Source organism: Streptomyces sp. ATexAB-D23, assembly GCF_000373645.1.
GTDB classification, from domain to species: Bacteria; Actinomycetota; Actinomycetes; order Streptomycetales; family Streptomycetaceae; genus Streptomyces; species Streptomyces castrisilvae.
In genome coordinates, this window is the sequence record NZ_KB892024.1 from 408147 (window position 1) to 427401 (window position 19255).

Consider the following 19255-nt stretch of genomic DNA (forward strand, 5'->3'; position numbering starts at 1 on the left):
CACGCAGAGGAATTGACCAGACATGAAAATCCTCGGTCGTGAGGACGTTGCCGCCGCGCTCAACGGCCTCGACCCCGCCGTGCTCGACGCGGTACGCACCGCGTACGTGCTGCACGGCCAGGGCCGCTCGGAGGTGCCGTACTCCGGGTTCCTGCGCCCGCCCGGCGACGACGGCTCCCGCATCATCTCGCTCCCCGCCTACCTGGGCGGCCCCGAGCCCGTCATGGGCCTGAAGTGGATCTCCTCGTTCCCGGCCAACGTCGAGCGGGGCCTGCAGCGTGCCTCGTCGGTGCAGATCCTCAACGACCTGAGCACCGGCTACCCGACCGCCGTCCTGGAGGCCAGCCAGATATCGGCCTCCCGCACCGCGGCGTCGGCCGCCCTCGCGAGCCGCACGCTGCACGGCGCACGGCCGGTGCGCACGGCCGGGCTGATCGGCTGCGGCACCATCAACCGGCGCGTCCTGGACTTCCTCGTGCTGGTCCACCCCGAACTGCGCACGGTCACCGTCCAGGACGCGGTGCCGGGCCGCGCGGACACCTTCGCCGCCCAACTGGCGGCCGAGCGCCCGGAGATCAGCTTCCTCGCCGGTGACGTCGACGACGCGCTGCGCGCCGCCACGGTCTCCGTCGCCACCACCGACTCCACCTACTGGCTCGACCTCGCCGCCCACCCCGACCGTCCCGGGCACCAGGTGATCCTGCACCTGTCGCTGCGCGACCTGAGCACGGAATCCGTCCTGAACGCCTACAACGTGGTCGACGACATCGAGCACGTGATGCGCGAACGGACCTCGCTGCACCGCGCCGAGCAGGAGGTGGGGCACCGCCGCTTCGTGAACGCCGAGATCGCCACGGCGCTCGGCCAGAGCGAGGAGCCGGCGACCGAGGGGACCATCGTCTTCTCGCCCTTCGGCCTCGGCATCCTCGACCTCGCCGTCGCCCGGACGATCCTCGCCGCGGCCACGCGGGACGGCATCGGCAGCGAGGCGGCCGGCTTCGACCCCGGACAGCACCGGGTCACCGCGGCCATGGCGGGAGGCACGGCATGAGCTTCCTGTTCCCCGAGGGCACCCGGGCCCTGGTCACCGGCGCCTCGCGCGGCATCGGCGCGGCCACCGCGCTGGCGCTCGCCGAGCACGGCTGCGACGTCGTCCTGAACTACCGCGCCAGCGCGGCCAAGGCGGAGACGGTCGCCGAGCAGATCCGCGCCCTGGGCCGTAAGGCCCTCCTCGTCCAGGCCGATGTCGGTGACGAGGCCCAGGTCATCGCGATGTTCAAGCAGATCCGCACCGAGTGGGGACCGATCCAGGTCGCCGTCCTCAACTCCGGCGTGACCGCGGACGGCCATCTCGCGGCCATGAGCAGCGCCAAGTGGCAGGAGGTCATCGGCACCAACCTGACCGGTTCCTTCCTCACCGCCCGCGAGGCCACCAAGCAGATGTACGCGAGCGGCGGCTCCATCGTCCTGATCGCCTCGACCAGCGGCATCGCGGGCCGGGCCGGCCAGGCCAACTACGCGGCCAGCAAGGGCGGAGTGATCTCCCTGGCCAAGACCCTCTCGTACGAGGTGGCGCCGCGCGGCATCCGCGTCAACGTCGTCGCCCCGGGGTTCGTCGCGACCGACATGGTCAAGAAGGTCCCCCCGGCCCAGCTGAAGGAGGCCCTCCAGGTGATCCCGCTCGGCCGCACCGGCACCCCCGCCGAGGTCGCCCAGGCCGCCGTCTTCATGGCCTCGCCCGCCGCTTCGTACATCACCGGGAAGGTGCTGACCGTCGACGGCGGAATGATCCCCAACTGACCGTAATTCCAACCGATCCACAGGAGAGACCCACTATGTCCACCGCCACCTTCGAGGACATCCGCTCCCAGGCCGAGACCCGTCTCGACAAGAACATGAAGGTCAAGTCGATGATCATCGACCGGCTCGGCCTCGAAGTCGAGCCGGCCGTCGTCTCCGACAACCAGCCGCTGTTCGGCCGGGGCCTGGAGATGGACTCGCTGGACACGCTGGAGATCGTCGTCATGGTCAACAACGAGTTCGACGTGCTGATCAGCGACGACGACTTCGAGGCCTTCGGCTCCATCAACTCCCTGGTCGACTTCATCGAGGACCGGGAGACCGCCGCGTGAGCACCGCGACCACCACACTCCTCGAAGCCCCGGCCCCGGCCCCGGCGCCCGCGCCCGCGCGCAAGGCCCTGAGCTACTCGTCGGACGACATCAAGCAGATGCTGCCGCACCGCTGGCCGATGCTGATGATCGACCGGGCCTACGACGTCGTCCCGGGCGTCTCGGGGCGCGGCGTCAAGAGCGTCTCCGTCAACGAGCCGTTCTTCGCCGGGCACTACCCGGACCACTCGATCATGCCCGGCGTGATGATCGTCGAGTCGATGGCCCAGCTGGTCGCCGTCGTCTACGTCGCGGAGATCCTTGAGAACGCCGCGGGCACCGGAGCGGACGACGCCTCGCGAAGCGTCGGCTACCTCGGCTCCATCAGCAACATGAAGTTCTCCCGGCTCGTCGTCCCGGGCGACCAGCTCACGCTGGAGGCCCGGCTGGGGCAGCGCCTCGGAGGGCTGCGCCAGGTGAAGGTGCGGGCGACCGTCGGCTCCGAACTCGCCGCCGCCGGGACGCTCGTCGTCACCACCGGCCGCAAGGGCTGAACGCCCGCTCCCCCCCCCCAGCAACGAAACCCCAGCAACGAGACCTCAGCAACGAGACCTCAGCAACGAAACCCGAACCACAGGACGACAGAAGGAGGTGTGGTCATGGCCCTCACGATCCGCCCGTACCAGGAGGGCGACGCGCACGCCATCGCGGAGCTCTACAACCGTCACCGCGACAACCCCAACCCGGTCGCCGGGGGCGTCAGCGGCGCCGAACTCGCCCGCGAGCTGGCCGAGCGGGAGACGGCGACGTTCCTGGTGGCCGAGGACGACGAGCGGCTCGTGGGTACGTTCGGCCTCTTCCACAACACCGGCCGGCGCTCGGCCCGCGCGGGCGAACTCATCGCGGACATGTTCTTCGTCCACCCCGCGCACCGGGGCGGCCTGGTCACCGGGAGGCTGTTCACCGAGGCCGTCGAGTGGATGATGCGCACCGGCTGCCTGGTGCTGCGGCTGACCGTCAACCCGGCCAACACCGTGGCCTTCCGGCTCTACCGGCGCGTCGGCTGCGTCTCGGTGGGCCGGGCCGTTCCCGGCGAGGACGGCAACGTGGAGCTGCACAACTACATCCCGCTCGTCGTGCGCAGCGTCTTCGCCGACCTGGGCGAGCGGGCCACGGCGGCACTCGGCGGCCTGACCAGCTTCGCCTCCGTCACGGAGTCCCGTGACGACGAGCTGCGCTCGGACGTGCGGATGGTGGACGGGGTCCGCACCGTCGACTACAGCCTGGCGCTCGGCGATTTCCGGATCGACGCGTCCGTGGACGTGGACCGGGGCGCCGTCCGCGAGGCCCGCCTCACCGAGCCCGGCGGCCCGGCACGGGAGCTGCGCATCACCCGGCCCCCGTACGAGGTGAGGACCCCGCGCGGGGCGGCACCGTACCGGTTCACCGAGTCCGGGCTCACCTGTGAGGTGGACGGCGAGGACGGCACGCTGAGCGTCCTCGTGGCCGGGCACCGCGGCCCGGTACTCGTCTCGACCTGGCCCAGCTGCCGGGCCGACCGCCCGGCCGGCTGGCGCGAGGGCGAGCCCCGTGACCTCACCCTGGAGCCCGTCGGGGGCGGGGTACGGGTCACCGAGCGGGACGGCGACGCCACGGTCACCGGCACCTTCACCCTGGACGGCTCCGGCCTGCTCCAGGAGTTCACCCGCACCGGCTCCGCGACCGGCCGGATCTTCCAGACCGTCGGCCTGCGCCAGGGCGTCTTCACCGGCGCGGACGGACAGGCCCACCCGGTCGGGCTCGGTCAGGGGGTGCGTGACGCGTCCGAGATCGTCGCCGCCTCCCGGTCCGTCGAGGAAGGCGCGGAGCTGACCTGGCGGGGGCGGGACGTACGCGTCTCGCTGGCGGTGGACGGGCCCCTGCGGCTGGTCCACAGCACGCTCCTGGAGCGCGGCCTCGAACCCGGCGCGGACGGCGTGGCCCGGATGCGCACCACCATCCGCCCGAGCGGCGCGGACACCGAGCGTCGCCTGGAGGTGCGGGCCGCCGCCGGCGGCGTCACCGTCTGGCGGGAGGGCACCACCAAGGTGCTGCGCAGCCCCTACCCCCGCACCCGCTCCCACGGCTACAACCCCCACTGGTCCGCGGGCCTGTGGGTGACCCACGAGAACAGCCGCCACGACCGGGCCGCCGGGCTCGGCTGGGGGGTGCCGGCCGCCGGCGCCTGGGAGGAGAAGCACCCGCTCGGCCTCCACGCCCCGGATTCCGGCCTCGACTGGGAGATCGCCGCCGACGGCGACGGGCTCCGCGTCGACACCCGGGCGACCGGGACGGACCGCGAGACCGTGGTGTGGCTCACCCCGCAGACACCGCTCAGGACGCCCGTCGTCCTCGACTCGGACGGCGAGCGCTGGGAGCTGAACTCCGGCGACTTCCGCCAGGTGTGGGCCCGCCGGGCAGCCGTCCGGCTCTCCGACGGGCGGTGGCTGCACTGCGTCCCCGCCACCGGTTCGCGCGACGAGCTGGTGCTGCGCGCCACCCCGTCGGGCCTGCTCGTCGGCGGAGTCTCCGCCGCCCGGGAGAGCGCCTGGCTGCTCTCCGTACACGACACACCCCCTTCCTTCTGAGCTATCGACCCGAAAGGCAAGACAGATCATGACTGCCACCACCATCGCCCCGGCCGTCCGCACCGCCACCGAGGACTACGCCACCCTGCGCACCGCCGTCGGCGCCTACCGCGTCACCGACCCGCTGGTCAGGCTGACCGGTGACGACCGGCTGACCTTCCTGGACGGCTTCCTCGCCAAGTCCGCCGACTACGTGGAGCCCGACTCGGTCCGTGAGGTGCTGGCGCTGAACGCCGACGGCAAGCCGTTCGCGATCCTGCTGCACTTCGAGATCGGCGAGGAGTCGTGGCTGCTGCCGCGCACCGCCGTCACGGCGGAGGAGCTCGGCGCCTACCTCGGCCAGTTCGACGCGTCCGCCGGGGTCACCGTCGAGATCGCCCCCGAAGGCTGGGGCGCCGTCGCCTTCGAGGGGCCCGTCGCCTGGTCGGTCGCGGCCGGCTTCGTGGACTTCGACATCTCCGGCCTGACCCTGCACGCCGTCACCGAGGCCACCCTCGACGCCCCCGGCGCCACCGCCCACCTGGCCCGCGTCGGCACCACCGGGGAGTACGGCTACCTGCTGCTGTCCGACGCCCCGCAGGCCGCGCACGAGGCGGTACTCGCGGGCGTCGCAGACAAGGGCGGCGCCGAGATAGGCGAGGAAGGTCTCTCCCGGGTGCAGGCCGAGGCCGGGATGGGCGTGTACGGCGCCGGGTTCGGCGAGCTGGGCGTCGACGAGGCCGACCTGGCCTGGATGATCGACTGGAGCCGGACCGGCGAGTTCCACGGCTCCGGTGAGCTGACCGCGCCGACCGGGTCCGAGAGCCGCCTCACCGCGCTCGTCGCCCCCTTCGGCAGCCGCTTCGCAGCCGGTACGCCGGTCACCGCGGCCGGCCAGGAGATCGGCACCGTCCTGCACCAGGCGCCCTCCGCCAACCCCGAGGAGGAGCTGGTCCTGGCCCTGCTCGACACCCCCTTCTGGGTGCCGGGGCTGGAGCTGACGGCCGCTGACCGCACGGGCGACGAGCGCCCGGTGCGCACCGCGACCCTGCCCCGGGTCATCGCCCGCTCCCTCACCGTCAAGATCGCCTGAAGGGCCGGGTCATGACACCTGCGAACATCGCCCTGACGGGCCTGGGCCTGATCACCGGGGCCGGTGACGACGTGGAGAAGAGCTGGTCGTCGATCGCCGCCGGCACCACCGGCATCCGCACCAACACCCTCTTCGACACCTCCGAGCTGCTCACCGACTGGGCGGGCATGTCCACCGCCGAGCAGCCCGCCGACCTGGACCGCTGCTACGCGCTCGCGGCCACCGCGATCCGCGAGGCCCTGCACGGCAGCGGCCTCGACCTCACCACCGTGGACCGCGACCGGGTGGCCGTCGTGGTGGGCTCCAGCCTCGGCGCCATGCCGACGCTGGAGGCCACCCACCGCACCCTCGTCCTGGAGGGCAGGCTGGACGTCGGGCAGGCGGTCGCCTCACAACTGCCCTGCGTGGGCGACTACATCGCGGCGGAGTTCGACCTGCGCGGTCCGCGCGTGGTCCTCTCCAACGCCTGCGCGGCCAGCGCCGTCGCCCTCGGCTACGCGGCCGAGCTGCTGTGGAAGGGCGATGTCGACTTCGTGGTCTGCGGCGGCGTCGACCCGCTGGCGGAGCTGTCCGCGTACGGGTTCAGCGCGCTCGGCGCGCTGGACTCCGAGCCGTGCTCGCCGCTGTCCGCCTCCACCGGGCTCACCCTCGGCGAGGGCGCCGGATTCATGGTCCTGGAGTCGGTGGAGCGGGCCGAGGCGCGCGGCGCCCGTGTCCTCGCGGAGCTGGGCGGATACGGCCTGTCCTGCGACGGCCACCACCAGACCGCGCCCGACCCCAGCGGCAAGGGCGCCTGCTCCGCCATGGCGCAGGCGCTCGACACGGCGGGCCTCACCCCCGCCGATGTGGACTACCTCAACCTGCACGGCACCGGTACGCCCGCCAACGACGCCTCCGAACCCAAGGCGCTGAAGCTCCTGTTCGGCCTGGAGATACCGGCGGCCAGCTCCACCAAGTCGATCCTGGGCCACACCCTCGGCGCGGCCGGCGCGGTCGAGGCCGTGGTGAGCACCCTGGCCATCGACCGGGGCACGCTGCCGCCCACCATCAACACCCGGGGCGTCCCCTCGCCGTACGGCCTGGACGTCATCCCGGACACCGGCCGCGACGCGCGCCCGGAGGTGGTGCTGTCGAACTCCTTCGCGTTCGGCGGCAACAACGCCTCCGTCGTCATCAACCGGCCCGGCCGCACCGGCTCCAGGCCGCCGCGCCGCGAGGCGGTCCACGAGGTCGTCGTCACCGGGGCCGCGGGCCTGGCCGGAACGGCGGGCGGCACCGAGGCGATCGCCGCGGCCTTCGCCGAGGGGCGGCCCTGCTTCGAGACCTTCGAGGAGGTCCCGGGCGTCGGCAGGGTCCCGGTCGGCCGGGTCGACATCAAGGCCGCCTCGCGCGGTACGAACCCCAGCCGGGCCCGGCGCATGGACCCGCTGAGCCTGCTCGCCGCGTCCGCCGTGGGCGACCTGTACGCCCGCCACGGCAAACCGTCGCGGGCCGTGGCGGAGTCGACCGGAGTCGTCTTCGCCACCGGATACGGGCCGGTGACCTCGGTCCTGCGGTTCCACGAGGGCGTGGTGCGCTCGGGCATCACCGGTGCCAACCCCTCCCTGTTCGCCAACACCGTCGTCAACGCCGCCGCCGGCCACGTCGCGATGCTGCACCGCTTCCGCGGCTACACCGCGACCATCGCCAACGGCGGCACCAGCTCCGTGCTCGCGCTCCAGCTCGCCGCCAGGGTCATCGCCCGCGGCGCCGCCGAGCGGATCATGGTCGTGGTCGCCGACGAGTTCCCCGAGCAGGCCCTCGCCACCCAGGCGGCGCTGCCCGGCTACGCCCGGTCCGCGCACGTCGTGCCCGGCGGGCGCACCGGCACCGTCCTCAGCGAGGGCGCCGCCGCGATCCTGCTGGAGAGCCGGGAAGCGGCCCAGGACCGGGGCGCCGACGTCCTGGCGCGGGTCCGCGGCTTCGGCGCCAGTGGCGAACCGGCCGGCATCGGCCGCATCGCCAGGGACGGCGTGGCCTGGGGACGCTCCCTGCGCTCCGCGCTCGCCGAAGCGGGGCTCGGCCCGGAGGGGATCGGCACGGTCGTCTCGGCCGCGTCCGGCCACCCGCTGGTCGACCTGGCACAGCGGGCGGCCCTGCGCCACACCGGTCTGGACGGCCGGCCGGTCCTGGCCCCCAAGGCCCTGCTCGGCGAGACCTACGGCAGCGCGGGCGCCCTCGGCCTGGTCGCCGCCCTCACCGGCGACGGCACCGCGGGGCCGGTGCTGCTGTCGAGCTTCGCGTACGGCGGCAGCTACGCGGCGGCCGTCCTCGACCCGGAGGCGTGATGGGCGCCCTGATGGGACTGCTCATCGACCCGGGCCTGACCGGGTACACGCTGGCACCCGACGGGCCGGCGGAGGTGGGGGAGACGGTGAACGTCCTGGTCTCCCGGCACCGCCGGCTGCCCCGCGACCGGATGGGGCACCGGCTGTCCGCCTCGGGGCGGTCCCTGATCGTCGGGGCGCTCCACCGGACGTACGGGCGCCGGATCACCGCCGGCGACCTGGCGCGGGACGGTCTCAAGCGCTGGTCGGTGCCCGCCCTGGGGCTGTCCGTCTCGGTGGCCCACGTCGGCGCGTACAGCGCGGTGGCCTTCGCGCCCGCCGGCCGTGTGATCGGCGTGGACCTCCAGGACGAACGTGACCGGCCCAACGCCCTGCGCTGGCTCGGTGACCTGCTCGGACGTGAGCAGCCGGCCACGATCAGGGACTTCGCCGAGTGCGAGGCGCTCATCAAGGCCTCGCACCTGACGAAGGAGACCTTCGCCGGAACCCGGCTGCCTGGGTGGCAGCCGGGCTGGCGGCCCACGAACACCGGTACCTACGAGGTGCGTTCCGTCGTCCTGCGGGCCGAGGGGGAACCGCCCCTGCACCTCGCCCTCGCCTGCGACGCACCGGCTCCGGTGCGCTTCCACCACTTGGAGGAGGAATGACCCTCACCGCCGCGCGGCCGTACACCCGCCGCATCTCCCCGATCGAGCGGGGCTACCTCAACGCCGCCGCGACCGGCATCCCGCAGCTCATTCAGATGGTGATCGAGGGCGAGGGCACGCTCGACCCGGTCGCGCTACGGCGGGCCGCGCGCGTGGCGACCGAGGCGAGCCCCGGACTCGCGGTACGCCGCCGGGGCCCGCTGTGGCGCGCCGACGGCACCGCCCCCGAGGTCGTGGAACTGCCCGCGGGCACCGGCCTCGACCACCCGTTCTTCCACCGCGATCTGTCGGTGGTCACCGGACCCGTCTGCGAACTGGGCCTGATCCCGGACGCGGGGTCCACCCGGCTGGTCGTCCGGGCCAGCCACATCGTCACCGACGGGCGCGGTCTGCGGCAGTGGATCGCGGACCTCTTCCGGGTCCTGCGCGACGAGGACCCGGCCGGCTGTCCGGACACGGTGGACGACGCGCACTTCCGCGCGGCGGCGGGCGACGTCCGCCCGGCCCCCGAGGCCACCCGCCTCACCGGACTGCCCGCGATCGTCGGCGAGGGGCCCGCGGGCGAGCGGCCCCTGTGGCTGAGCCGCCGGGTGCCCGCCGCCCCGTCCGGGGTCACCGCACGCGCCGCGGCCGCGCTCTCCCGCCACCTCACCACGGACACCGGCCGCCTGATCGTCCCGGTGGACCTGCGCCGCCACGACACCACGAAGCGTTCCACCGCCAACCTGACCTCCCAGCTCGTCCTGGACCTGCGCCGCGACGAGAGCTGGAAGCGCGTGCACTCCACGCTGGTCCGCGCCCTGATCGCCAAGACCGAGGTCGCCGTCCTCGACCGCGACTTCCTGCGCGACAACCCGTTCGCCAACAACCTGAGCGAGGCCCGCGCGTTCGACGGCACGAGCTTCCCCTGTACGGCGATCATCTCCGACCACGGCGCGGTCGACCCGGAGGCGTTCTCGGCGCCCGCCTTCCGCGCCACCTCCTTCTCCACGCTGCCGATGCTGGTCCCGTACGCCGAGATGTTTCTGAGCGCCTGCCGCGTGGGCGACAGCACCGAACTGACCCTGGCCTGCCGCGACCGCCCGGGTGCCCGGGAGAAGGCCGGGACCCTCCTGGACGACATCACCGAGGCCTTGGTCTCCGGCTGAACCGGCACCCCGGACAGCCGACCCGGCCCCGGCGGACAACAGCGAACCGGCCTCGGGCAGCCGCCCCGCCTCGGGCAGGCGCCCCGCTCCGGCGGGCGACAGCGACCCGCTCCGGCGGGCGACCCGCCTCGGGCAGGCGACCCGCCTCGGGCAGCCGCCCCGCCCCGGCGGGCGACAGCGACCCGCCCCGGCGGGCGACCCGCCTCGGGCAGGCGACCCGCCTCGGGCAGGCGCCCCGCTCCGGCGGGCGACAGCGCCCCGCCCCGGGTAGCCGAACCGGTCCCGGGTAGCTGAACCCGCCCCGGGCAGCCGCCCCCCTCGGCAGGGCGCGCCGGTCCCCAACGAGGCAGCCCCTTCCCCTCCCCAAGACGCAGCCGGCCCAGGGACACCGCGAGCGCCCGCTCGCGACAGCCCGTCCCGCCCGGTCACGGCGAACCCCGCCCACGGCAACCCCGACCGCCCACGGCAACCCTGCCCGCCCACGGCAACCCCGCCCGATCACGAAAGCCCGTCCCCGACCGACCCCCAGTCCGATCCACCACGCACCCGAAGGACGACCCGTATGTCCCTGGACCAGAGAACCGAGCCCCCGGCGCCGGCGGCGGACCCGACCCCCGTGGCGGAGCACGCGCCCGCGGTGGACCCGACACCCCCGGAGGACCGTTCCCCGGCGACGGACACCCGTCCGCAGGAGCCGGCCCATGAGGCCGAGGCGGCCCACGAGGCCGACACGGACTCCGCTACGGATCCGGCTACGGATCCCGCCGCGGACCGAGGACCGGCGGCAGGCCGCGACGCCGCAGCCGCGGCGGCCACCCGCACCGCGATCCTCACCATCGCCGTGGCCGTGGGCGGAGCCTTCGTGGCCCAGCTCGACACCACCATCGTCAACGTCTCGCTGGCCGACACCTCGGCCCGCTTCGGCGCCATCACCCAGGTCCAATGGGTCGTCACCGCCTACCTGCTGGCCCTGGTCGCCCTGATGCCGGCCGCGGGCTGGCTGGCCTCCCGCTTCGGCACCCGCCGCACCTTCATCTCCTCCGTCTCCGTGTTCGCGGTCGGCTCCGCGGCCTGCGCCCTCAGCACGACCCTCCCCGAACTGATCGCCGCGCGCGCCCTGTCCGGCGCCGCCGCCGGTGTGCTCGTCCCGGTCGCCACCATGCTGCTCACCAGCGGCATGCCGCGTGAACGCCTGGGCCAGGTGCAGGCGCTGAACGGCAGCGTCATGCTGATCAGCCCGCTACTCGGCCCCACCGTCGGCGGTCTCCTGGTCAACGCCTGGGGCTGGTGGGCGGTCTACGCCGTCAACATCCCGCTGTGCGCGGTGCTGCTGGTGGTGGCGATTCGCCGTGTCCGCAAGGACGCGCCGTCCACCCAGGACGGTGGCCGCCGCCCGCTCGACGTACTGGGTCTGCTGACCGCCGCCGCCTGCACGGTCGGTGTCGTCCTCGCCGTGCACGCCTTCTCCCAGACGGGCCTGTCCGTCCACCCCGCCTCCCTCGTCCCGCTGGTGGTGGCCGTGGGGAGCGGCATCGTCTTCGTACGTCACCAACTGCGCTCCGAGGCGCCGCTGCTGGATCTGCGCCTGTTCGCGCACCGCGTGTACCGTACGGCCGCGATCAACATCTTCTGCCTCGGCTTCGTCCTCTTCTCCCCGATGATGCTGATCCCGCTGTACTTCGAGTCGGCACGCGGCGAGAGCGCCGTCACCACGGGTCTGCTGATGTCGGCGGGCGGCACCGGAGTCGTCGTCGCGGGTCTCGCCTGCCGTCCGATCATGAAGAAGATCGGCGGCGGCACCACCGTCGTGATCGGGATCGTCCTCACCATGCTGGCCACCGTTCCGCTGACCGCCCTGTCCTCCAGCACCTCGTACGCGCTGCTGTGCGCGGCGATCGCGGTCCGGGGCCTGGGCACGGGCCTGACCATCGTGCCGGCCATGACCCGCGCCTTCGAGTCGGTCGAGCCGCGCTCCATCCCGGACGCCTCCGCACAGCTCAACCTGGTCCAGCGGATCGGCGGCACTTTCGCCCTCGCCGTGGTCACGGTCGTCCTGGACCGGGCCGCGCAGTCCCATCACGGGCTCGTACCGGCCGCGTTCGCCGACTCCTTCGGCCTGCTGCTCGCCGTGTACGCGCTCACCCTCGCCCCGGCTGTCGCGCTGCTGATCGCCGATCGCCGGGAGAAGGCCGCACGGGCCGCCGCGGCTCAGTAACGGCGGGGCGGGTGGGCCCGGTTGACCGCGTCCAGCCGGGAGGTGGCGCCGAGCTTGTCGAAGATGTTGCGCAGATGGCGCTTGACCGTACCCTCGGTGATCCCCAGGCGGCTGCCGATCTGCCGGTTGCTCAGTCCCTCGGCGACCAGCTCCATCAGCTCCTGCTCGCGGAGGGTCAGCGTGTCGGCGGGCGCCGGCCCCCGCTCGGGGCCCGAGCCGCTCGGCTTGCGCGGCAGGAACATCGTCGTGCCGCCCGCCATCGCGCTGCGGATCGCGGAGACCAGGACCTCCCGGTCGGCCTCCTTGTGGAGGTAGCCCACGGCCCCCGCGGCCAACAGCGAGTCGATGAGGTGGCGGTTGTCGTGCATCGTCAAGATGATGACCTGTGCCTCGGGCGCCGCCTGGCGGACCCCCCGCAGGTTGGCGAGCGGGCCGGGGCCCGGCATCTCCACGTCGAGCAGCACGAGGTCCGGCCGGTGCAGCCCGGCCATCCGTACACCGCTCGGCCCGTCATCGGCCTGCGCGACCACCGTCAGCCCCTCGTACATCTCCAGGAGTTCGCACAGTGCTTCGCGCAGCAGCCGGTGGTCGTCCACGGCGAGCACCCGGATGTCGCCGGAGGCGGCCGCTCCCGTGCTCATCTGCAGGCCGTCCCGGCGCTGTCCAGCGGGATGCGGAGCTGGACGCGCGTCCCCCGGCCGGGCTCGCTGATCAGCTCCAGCGTCCCGCCGAGGGCGGTCACCCGCTGCCGCATGGCGGTCAGACCGGTGCCGTCACCGTCACGCGGGTGCGGCAGCCCGACCCCGTCGTCGGTGATGGTGGCGTGCGCGGCGTCGGGGAAGACGCTGACGAGGATGTCGATACGGTCGGCCCTGGCGTGTGCGAAGGCGTTGCGCAGGGCTTCGCGCACTACGAGGAACAGCTCCTGGCGGGTCTGTTCGGGCAGCCAGGACTCGTCGCCGTCGATACGGGAGAAGACTTCGGCCGGCCGGTCGGAGGCGGCGGCGCTGTAGGCGTCGATCTCCTCCTTCAGGCCGTCGTGCAGCTCGTTGACGCGCAGTCCGCTGACCATCGTGCGGGTGAAGCTGAACACGTCACGCAGCGCCTGCCGGGCGTCCTGGAGCCGGTCACGGGTGGATTCGACCCCGTTCGCCTGTTCCATTGTGTACAGGTCGAGGCAGCGCAGCGCCAGACTGATGCTGCTGCCGATGTGGTCGTGCAGATCGCGGGCGAGCTGATGGCGGCGGGCCGTGCTGGCCTCGCCGACATCGCGCAGGGTCACCGATTCGTAGCCGATGGCGGCGGCGCTGACCCGCGCGAAGATGCTCTTGTGCAGCATCCGCACGGCGGTCAGGAACCGGGAGAGGGCGACCTCGGCGGGGAGTTGGGCGGCGGCCTCGGTCATCGTCTCGACCGCCACGTCGAACAGCACGCGGGCCGCGTGCACCGAGTCGATCGGCGAGACCTTCTCGAAGGAGCGCTGCACACCGAGGGCCATGGAGGTGAGTTCGGCCTCCGCCGCGACCTGTACGGACGTGCCGTGCAGGGTGGCGATGCACTCACCGAGGATCTGCCGGCCCTGCCTCTCGCAGGAGGCCCACAGGTCCGGACGCAGAACCAGCGGGTTGGCCGATTCTCGCAGGACCTCGGCGTAGCGGGCGACGGAGGAGTCGATCAGACGGGACCGCTCGATGGTCGGGTCGGCGGAGAGTTCCACGGTGCGTCCCCTCGATACGGGGAGCCATCGAGACCAGGACGGCACGACTCCCCACAATCACCCGTCCGGCGGGGATCATACTAAGGAGACCCCTGGAAGAAGGCGAGTCCGGACAGCGAATCGAGGGCCTCAAGCCAGGACAAGCGCCCCCAGAGCGGACAGATGGACGGCGTACTGAGTGGCCATCCAACTCCGGTACGGAGCCCGGAGCCCGCTGTTCCCGAGGCGGCCGTTCTTCATCCGGGGCGGCAGGCAGCGTCCCGCCACGCACAGGGCGCCCACGGCGAAGACGGCGGCAGCCGCGTCGAGCGGCACCTCGTGCACCCACAGGGCGCCGGCCGTCAGGGCCAGGGTCAGCACACCGCCGGAGACGGCGCAGAACCGCCGGGCGCTGTGCTCGCCGCGGACGACGGCAAGGGTGCGCCGGCCCGCGAGCGCGTCTCCCCGGGTGCTGCCCAGGTCCTTGGCGACGGCCGCGATCAGCCCCACCCCGAGCGAGAGCACCAGGGCGAAGACGGCGGCCTCGGCGCTGAGCGCGCTGCCGGAGGACGCGACCCCGGCGAGGTACGTGGTCCCCGCGGCGGCGCAGGTGACCGCGGAGGCCGACCAGGAACGGCACTTCGCGGCGATCCACGGCGCGGAGTAGGCGTACCCCAGCGCGAGGAAGACGGCGGCGGCCTCGGCCACCTTCCACCCCGCGGCCCAGCCGAGCAGCAGCCCGGCCACCGCGGTCACCACCACGGCCCGCCGCGCCGCCCCCTCACTCAGCCGGCCGCTGGCCAGCGGCCTCTGGGACCTGTTGGCCCGGTCCTCGCACAGGTCGCTCACCCCGTTGAAGACGTAGACACTCACCGTCACCGCCCACCAGGCAGCCGCGCCGATCAGCAGGTGCCGGGCGTCGGGGCGCTGGTGCGCGGCGGACGCCGTCAGCAGTGCGCCCGTGACGAACCGCAGGACGAACATCACCTGCACCAGCGGGCGCGCCTCCCGCAGACACATCCGCACGGTGCGGGCCGTCGAGAGGAGGGAGGACCACGGGACGTCGAACACGCTGAAGACGGAGGGGGACGTGGGGGAGAGGCGAGGCGTAAGGGCCTGTGTCATGTGGGGAACCTAAGGCTGGAACTCGCCGTTCCGGCATGTGTCTTCCGAGGTATGCCATGTGCCTTGGGGAGTACTCGCGTTGAATACGGGGGGCCCGCGCGCCTAGCGTCACCAGCGTCGCAATCACGCTGCACGATGCGGAACGTCAGGGGTGCGGGAGATGGATTTCCTGGTTCTGGGACCGGTGGAAGTGCGTGAGTCCGGAGTGCCGGTCCGGCTCCGCGGAATGCGTCGCCGTCGGCTTCTGGCTCTTCTTCTGCTGAACGCCGGGCACGCGGTGTCCATGGACGCGCTGGTGGACGAGATGTGGCCGGATCCGCCCGCTTCCGCCCGCCATCAGGTGCACAACGCGATCCGTGATCTGCGCGCCGCCCTGACCTCCTCCGAAGGCGCCGGGCTCATCACGGTGGACGTCGGCTACCGCCTGGACGTACCCGCCGACGCGGTGGACGCGCACCGCTTCACCGAGTGGGTCCGCGCCGCCCGCTCCGCCCGGCGCGAGGGCCGTGACACCGAGGCGATGCGGTTGCTGCAAGCGGCGGTCGACCTGTGGCGCGGTGACGCCTTCGCCGACATCGACTGCCCGGCGGTGACCGCGGCGGCGGCCGGCCTGGACGAGCAACGGCTCACGGCCGTCGAGGAGTTGATGGAGCTGCGCCTCGCGGCCGGTGAGACCGGTTCGCTGGTCGCCGAACTGTTCGCGCTGACCGCCAGGCACCCCTTGCGCGACGCCCTGCGCGGCAGCCTGATGCTCGCGCTGTACCGGGGCGGCCGGCAGGCCGACGCGCTCGCCGTCTACGACGAGGGCCGCCGGCTGCTCGCGGACGAACTGGGCCTGGAACCAGGCCCACGGCTGCGCCGCCTGCAGACCGAGATCCTCGCGGACGCCCCCCAGGTGCAGCGCCGGACGCCCGCGCCCGCCCGGCCCACCACCGTCCGCCTCGTCCAGGACAACTACCTGCCACGCGACCTGCCCGACTTCACCGGCCGCGCCACCGAGCTGGCGCGGCTCGACCGGGCCGTCGACGAGCCGGGCGGCGGTTCTCCCCGCACCGTCGTGATCGACGGCATGGGCGGCATCGGCAAGACGACACTCGCCGTCCACTTCGCGCACCGCCGTACCGCGGACCACCCGGACGGCCAGTTCTACGTCGACCTGCACGGCTTCAGCCCCGTGCGCGCACCGCTCACTCCGGAGGAGGCGCTGGGCGTGCTGCTGCGCTCCGACGGCGCCGCGCCCGACGCCCTCCCGGCGGGTCTGGCCGAGCGCAGCGCCATCTGGCGCTCCCGCCTCGCGGGCCGCAGAGCCCTGCTCGTCCTCGACAACGTGGCCGACGCCGCCCAAGTGGCCCCCCTGCTGCCCGGCACCGGCGACACCCTCGCCCTGATCACCACCCGCCGCAAGCTGACCGCGACGGACGGCGCCCTCTCGCTGCCCCTGGGCGCGCTGGCCCCGGCGGAAGCGGAGACCCTGTTCCGCCGCATCGCGGGCGAAGCCGCCACCGGTCCGTCCCTGACCCGGACGGTCGCCCTGTGCGGGCACCACCCGCTGGCCCTGCGCATCGCGGCGACCCGCCTGCGCGACCGCCCCTCGTGGACCGTGCCGGACGTGACGGCCCGCCTGTGCACGAGTGGGGGCCGGACCGCGTTCCTGCGCACGGCCGACCGCGACCTGATGTCCGTCCTGGCCCTCTCCTACGCCCACCTGCCCTACGAGGCGCTGGAGTTCACCCGAGCCCTCGCCCTGCACCCGGCCGCCGTCCACGACATAGGCCAGGCCTGCGCCGCCACCGGCCTCGCCCCCTCGGCCGTGGAGTGCCTCTTCGACACCCTCCTCGACCACAACCTGGCCGACGAACCGAGCCCCGCCCACCTCGCGATCCCCCTGCTCCTGCGCGACTGCGCCCACACCCTCACGCCCCCGTCCCACGCCACCGCCCCCCGACTGACGGCAGTGGCCTGAGCCCGGCCCGGCCGACCGGATCACGGACTCGCCGAACTGTCCCGGGCGGCGCCGGCGCGGAAGCAGCGGGCAGCCGTCCGGTCGGGCATCAGCCACCGACAGAGCCGCGCCCCTCCCCGGACCCAGGGCCGCTAGCCGCGCTCGGGCCAGACCGGCCCCTGATCGCCCCAGACGACACCCTTGTTGCGGCACAGGCAGAAGGGATGGCCGACCGGGTCCGTGTAGACCTGCCAGCCATAGCCCTCCGGGCCGACGAAGTCCTGCCGCAGAGTCGCGCCGAGGCCCACGACGCGGCGCTGCTCGGACTCGATGTCGTCCACTTCGAAGTCGAGGTGGAACTGCTTGGGGTGCTCGCTGTCGGGCCACTGCGGGGCGCGGTAGCCGTCCACCCGGATGAACGCCAACTCGACCTCCCCGAACCGGATGCCGGCCCACTCCTCCGAGCTGTCCTCCTTGACCGGGCGGCCCGTCACCTCGGAGTAGAAGGCCGCGAGCTTCATCGTGTCCGGACAGTCGATGATGAAATCGGTGAGTCGTAGCATCCCGAGATCCTGACACAAGCACCTCGCCCCGAAGCCCCCGGCACACTGCCCGCCCCGCCGCCCCGCCGCCCCGCGGCTCCAGGGCCGGGAGCCGTTCACGGGGAAGCGCCCACGCCGGGACGACGGCCCCGGGAGCCCGGGAACTGCGACCACCCACGCCGAAGGGCCCCACCGTTCGCGGTGGGGCCCTTCAACGTATTGCCCGGTGAGAGCAATGGCGGAGGATACGAGAGTCGAACTCGTGAGGGGTTGCCCCCAACACGCTTTCCAAATGTTCGTCCGGGGGTCCGGCGGGGGCCGTGGGTGTCCTGACCTGCTGCGGAGCTGGTGGCGGCACCCGCGAACGGCGTCGGACGAGGGCGAACGAGACCAGAAGTGAGACCATCTGAGCGTGGGGGCCCGTCGGTACGGTCACTCCTCCTGGAGACGAATTGCCAGCACAGTCCCGTCGGCACGGATGGACACCGCGCTCCACTGTTCCGCTGTGCTGCCGCCCGGCCACTGGTCTCGGAGCTCGTGTACTTCGCGTCGGTACTCGTTGACGCGCCCGTGGTGGAGATGCGTGTACAGGCTCTTCTCGAGCCCGGAAAACGCCTCCACGCGGGTGCCGTTGAGGCGGTAGATGTGGTCGGTGCCGACGAAGTCGATGTCGTGGATGCGGTGCCCCGCATCTCGCAGCCTGTCGGTGCCGGCGTGGACATCGTGCTGGAAGTGGCGTCGCCCTTGCTCCTTGGTCAGGTATTGGGCGGTGGGTTTGCCACCTCCGGTGAAGGCGGTCAGCGTGGCCGCTTCCGTCCGAGCCAGCACGATGCTGAACCAGGCGAAGGATTCGGGCAGTACCTGGAACCCGGGAATGATCGTGCGCTCTTGCTCGGCGTGCCGTACGACGTCGGCCACGCGGTTCGCCTGGTCCAGGGTGAGGTCAAGGTCGGCTTCTGATGCTTCTCCGGACGGGCGGAGCAGGGTCGTGCCCGGCGCCTCCAGGATGTGCAGGGCGAGGCTCTCCTTCTTGGGGATCTCTGTCCCGATGAGCAGGTACGGGACAGTGCCGTAGGGCCCGATGTGGACGGACTCCACGTGAGCGCTGGCCGTGCTGAGCTGCTTGTGGACCTGTTGAACGCTGCTGTGGGTGCCTTTGGAGGAGACGAGGAGTATCTTGGACGGCTGCCCCGGTTGCCAGGCTTCGACGAAGAAGTGGGGCCGTCGCTGCAAGGGCTCCGGGCGGGCGCCCGTTCCGGAGGCGCTGCGGAGGGTCCAGCCGGCCTTCAGGGCGACGTCCGCGGGAATCACGGAGACCGAGTGGTCCGGGTAGCGGGATCTGACCAGCTTCTCGGCCAACAGAGAGGCGAAGCCGGCGCCGATCTCCCCGGACTGGGTGGCCTTGTAGAAGCGCAGGAGATCGCGACCCTCGGACGACAATTGCAAGTAATCGCCTTGGTTGCCCTCCAGGGCCTGGATGTAGCGCAGACTCCCCCAGTGCTCGGCCAGACCTCGCCCCGCGCCCTGTCGGGCCGAAGCAGCACCGAGGCCGATGGCGTGAATGATCTGCCAGGGTGTGAGGGTCAGTGAACGTGGCGCGTTCCGAGCCGCTCTGTAGTCGGTGCGCCGGCGAAGCGGTCCCTGCCCGTTGTCTATCCGCTTCTCGTCCTCGTCGTCCGCGGCCTCGGAGACATGGGCGGCAAGTTCGGTGGACGAGCGGATCTGGACGTGCGAGGTGTTGCTCAGCTCGTGGAGGATCTCGCTGACGGCTTTGGATTCGTCCTTGTTCACCGATTGCCCTTC

At 72.8% G+C, this 19255-nt stretch carries 16 protein-coding genes; 11 read left to right on the plus strand and 5 right to left on the minus strand.

All coding sequences use genetic code 11. The features are described 5' to 3' along the window. Positions 1-22: 22 nt before the first annotated feature. The 10 genes from sbnB (at position 23) to B082_RS0122625 (ending at position 12147) form a co-directional block, all read left to right on the plus strand. Positions 23-1051 (plus strand): 2,3-diaminopropionate biosynthesis protein SbnB, encoded by a 1029-nt coding sequence (sbnB, locus tag B082_RS36435; RefSeq protein WP_018554085.1) that lies wholly within the window; start codon positions 23-25, stop codon positions 1049-1051. Beyond that, entirely contained in the window at positions 1048-1800 is a 753-nt protein-coding gene (gene fabG, locus B082_RS0122585) for a 3-oxoacyl-ACP reductase FabG (RefSeq protein ID WP_018554086.1), read from the plus strand. Before sbnB ends, fabG begins: the two co-directional genes overlap by 4 nt. 35 nt (positions 1801-1835) lie before the next feature. Continuing rightward, complete coding sequence (locus B082_RS0122590) at positions 1836-2132, plus strand: acyl carrier protein (RefSeq protein WP_018554087.1); 297 nt, start codon at positions 1836-1838, stop codon at positions 2130-2132. Beyond that, a complete protein-coding gene (fabZ, locus tag B082_RS0122595) occupies positions 2129-2665 on the plus strand; it encodes a 3-hydroxyacyl-ACP dehydratase FabZ (protein ID WP_018554088.1) in 537 nt (178 codons plus the stop codon). The genes B082_RS0122590 and fabZ overlap by 4 nt, the downstream gene beginning before the upstream one ends. A gap of 105 nt (positions 2666-2770) precedes the next feature. Further along, positions 2771-4738, plus strand: coding sequence for a GNAT family N-acetyltransferase (locus B082_RS0122600; protein ID WP_018554089.1), 1968 nt, complete (start codon positions 2771-2773; stop codon positions 4736-4738). Positions 4739-4766: 28 nt separating this feature from the next. Next, entirely contained in the window at positions 4767-5810 is a 1044-nt protein-coding gene (locus B082_RS0122605; protein ID WP_018554090.1) for an aminomethyltransferase family protein, read from the plus strand. 11 nt (positions 5811-5821) lie between these two features. Next, positions 5822-8137 carry a beta-ketoacyl synthase N-terminal-like domain-containing protein gene (locus B082_RS0122610; RefSeq protein WP_018554091.1) on the plus strand — a complete coding sequence of 772 codons (2316 nt, stop codon included), beginning with the start codon at positions 5822-5824 and terminating at the stop codon, positions 8135-8137. Continuing rightward, positions 8137-8784, plus strand: a complete 648-nt coding sequence (locus tag B082_RS0122615; protein ID WP_018554092.1) for a hypothetical protein — start codon at positions 8137-8139, stop codon at positions 8782-8784. The genes B082_RS0122610 and B082_RS0122615 overlap by 1 nt, the downstream gene beginning before the upstream one ends. Next, positions 8781-9932, plus strand: a complete 1152-nt coding sequence (locus tag B082_RS0122620; RefSeq protein WP_018554093.1) for a hypothetical protein — start codon at positions 8781-8783, stop codon at positions 9930-9932. Before B082_RS0122615 ends, B082_RS0122620 begins: the two co-directional genes overlap by 4 nt. Before the next feature lie 562 nt (positions 9933-10494). Further along, positions 10495-12147, plus strand: a complete 1653-nt coding sequence (locus B082_RS0122625; RefSeq protein WP_018554094.1) for a DHA2 family efflux MFS transporter permease subunit — start codon at positions 10495-10497, stop codon at positions 12145-12147. On the opposite strand, the gene B082_RS0122630 is transcribed toward B082_RS0122625, so the two are convergent. From B082_RS0122630 to B082_RS0122640, 3 genes are all read right to left on the minus strand, one after another. After that, positions 12141-12788 carry a response regulator gene (locus B082_RS0122630; protein WP_018554095.1) on the minus strand — a complete coding sequence of 216 codons (648 nt, stop codon included), beginning with the start codon at positions 12786-12788 and terminating at the stop codon, positions 12141-12143. The two genes, B082_RS0122625 and B082_RS0122630, sit on opposite strands and share 7 nt — an antisense overlap. Further along, on the minus strand, positions 12785-13864 hold the full coding sequence (locus tag B082_RS0122635) for a sensor histidine kinase (protein ID WP_018554096.1): 1080 nt from the start codon (positions 13862-13864) through the stop codon (positions 12785-12787). Before B082_RS0122635 ends, B082_RS0122630 begins: the two co-directional genes overlap by 4 nt. 129 nt (positions 13865-13993) lie before the next feature. Next, positions 13994-14968, minus strand: a complete 975-nt coding sequence (locus tag B082_RS0122640; protein WP_026250084.1) for a UbiA prenyltransferase family protein — start codon at positions 14966-14968, stop codon at positions 13994-13996. Between the two features lie 160 nt (positions 14969-15128). Between B082_RS0122640 and B082_RS36440 the strand changes: the two genes are divergently transcribed. Beyond that, positions 15129-16931, plus strand: coding sequence for an AfsR/SARP family transcriptional regulator (locus tag B082_RS36440; RefSeq protein ID WP_037710682.1), 1803 nt, complete (start codon positions 15129-15131; stop codon positions 16929-16931). A gap of 131 nt (positions 16932-17062) precedes the next feature. Here the strand turns inward: B082_RS36440 and B082_RS0122650 are convergent, their stop codons facing one another. Further along, positions 17063-17473, minus strand: a complete 411-nt coding sequence (locus B082_RS0122650; RefSeq protein ID WP_018554099.1) for a VOC family protein — start codon at positions 17471-17473, stop codon at positions 17063-17065. A gap of 411 nt (positions 17474-17884) precedes the next feature. Continuing rightward, a complete protein-coding gene (locus B082_RS0122655; protein WP_018554100.1) occupies positions 17885-19243 on the minus strand; it encodes a hypothetical protein in 1359 nt (452 codons plus the stop codon). Between the last annotated feature and the right edge of the window lie 12 nt (positions 19244-19255).

Excerpts from the sequence above, each read along its gene's own strand:
- sbnB (WP_018554085.1), top strand. The coding sequence starts at position 23 with ATGAAAATCCTCGGTCGTGAGGACGTTGCCGCCGCGCTCAACGGCCTC.
- fabG (WP_018554086.1), top strand. The coding sequence starts at position 1,048 with ATGAGCTTCCTGTTCCCCGAGGGCACCCGGGCCCTGGTCACCGGCGCC.
- B082_RS0122590 (WP_018554087.1), top strand. The coding sequence starts at position 1,836 with ATGTCCACCGCCACCTTCGAGGACATCCGCTCCCAGGCCGAGACCCGT.
- B082_RS0122600 (WP_018554089.1), top strand. The coding sequence starts at position 2,771 with ATGGCCCTCACGATCCGCCCGTACCAGGAGGGCGACGCGCACGCCATC.
- B082_RS0122605 (WP_018554090.1), top strand. The coding sequence starts at position 4,767 with ATGACTGCCACCACCATCGCCCCGGCCGTCCGCACCGCCACCGAGGAC.
- B082_RS0122610 (WP_018554091.1), top strand. The coding sequence starts at position 5,822 with ATGACACCTGCGAACATCGCCCTGACGGGCCTGGGCCTGATCACCGGG.
- B082_RS0122615 (WP_018554092.1), top strand. The coding sequence starts at position 8,137 with ATGGGCGCCCTGATGGGACTGCTCATCGACCCGGGCCTGACCGGGTAC.
- B082_RS0122620 (WP_018554093.1), top strand. The coding sequence starts at position 8,781 with ATGACCCTCACCGCCGCGCGGCCGTACACCCGCCGCATCTCCCCGATC.
- B082_RS0122625 (WP_018554094.1), top strand. The coding sequence starts at position 10,495 with ATGTCCCTGGACCAGAGAACCGAGCCCCCGGCGCCGGCGGCGGACCCG.
- B082_RS0122630 (WP_018554095.1), bottom strand. The coding sequence starts at position 12,788 with ATGAGCACGGGAGCGGCCGCCTCCGGCGACATCCGGGTGCTCGCCGTG.
- B082_RS0122640 (WP_026250084.1), bottom strand. The coding sequence starts at position 14,968 with ATGACACAGGCCCTTACGCCTCGCCTCTCCCCCACGTCCCCCTCCGTC.
- B082_RS36440 (WP_037710682.1), top strand. The coding sequence starts at position 15,129 with ATGGATTTCCTGGTTCTGGGACCGGTGGAAGTGCGTGAGTCCGGAGTG.
- B082_RS0122650 (WP_018554099.1), bottom strand. The coding sequence starts at position 17,473 with ATGCTACGACTCACCGATTTCATCATCGACTGTCCGGACACGATGAAG.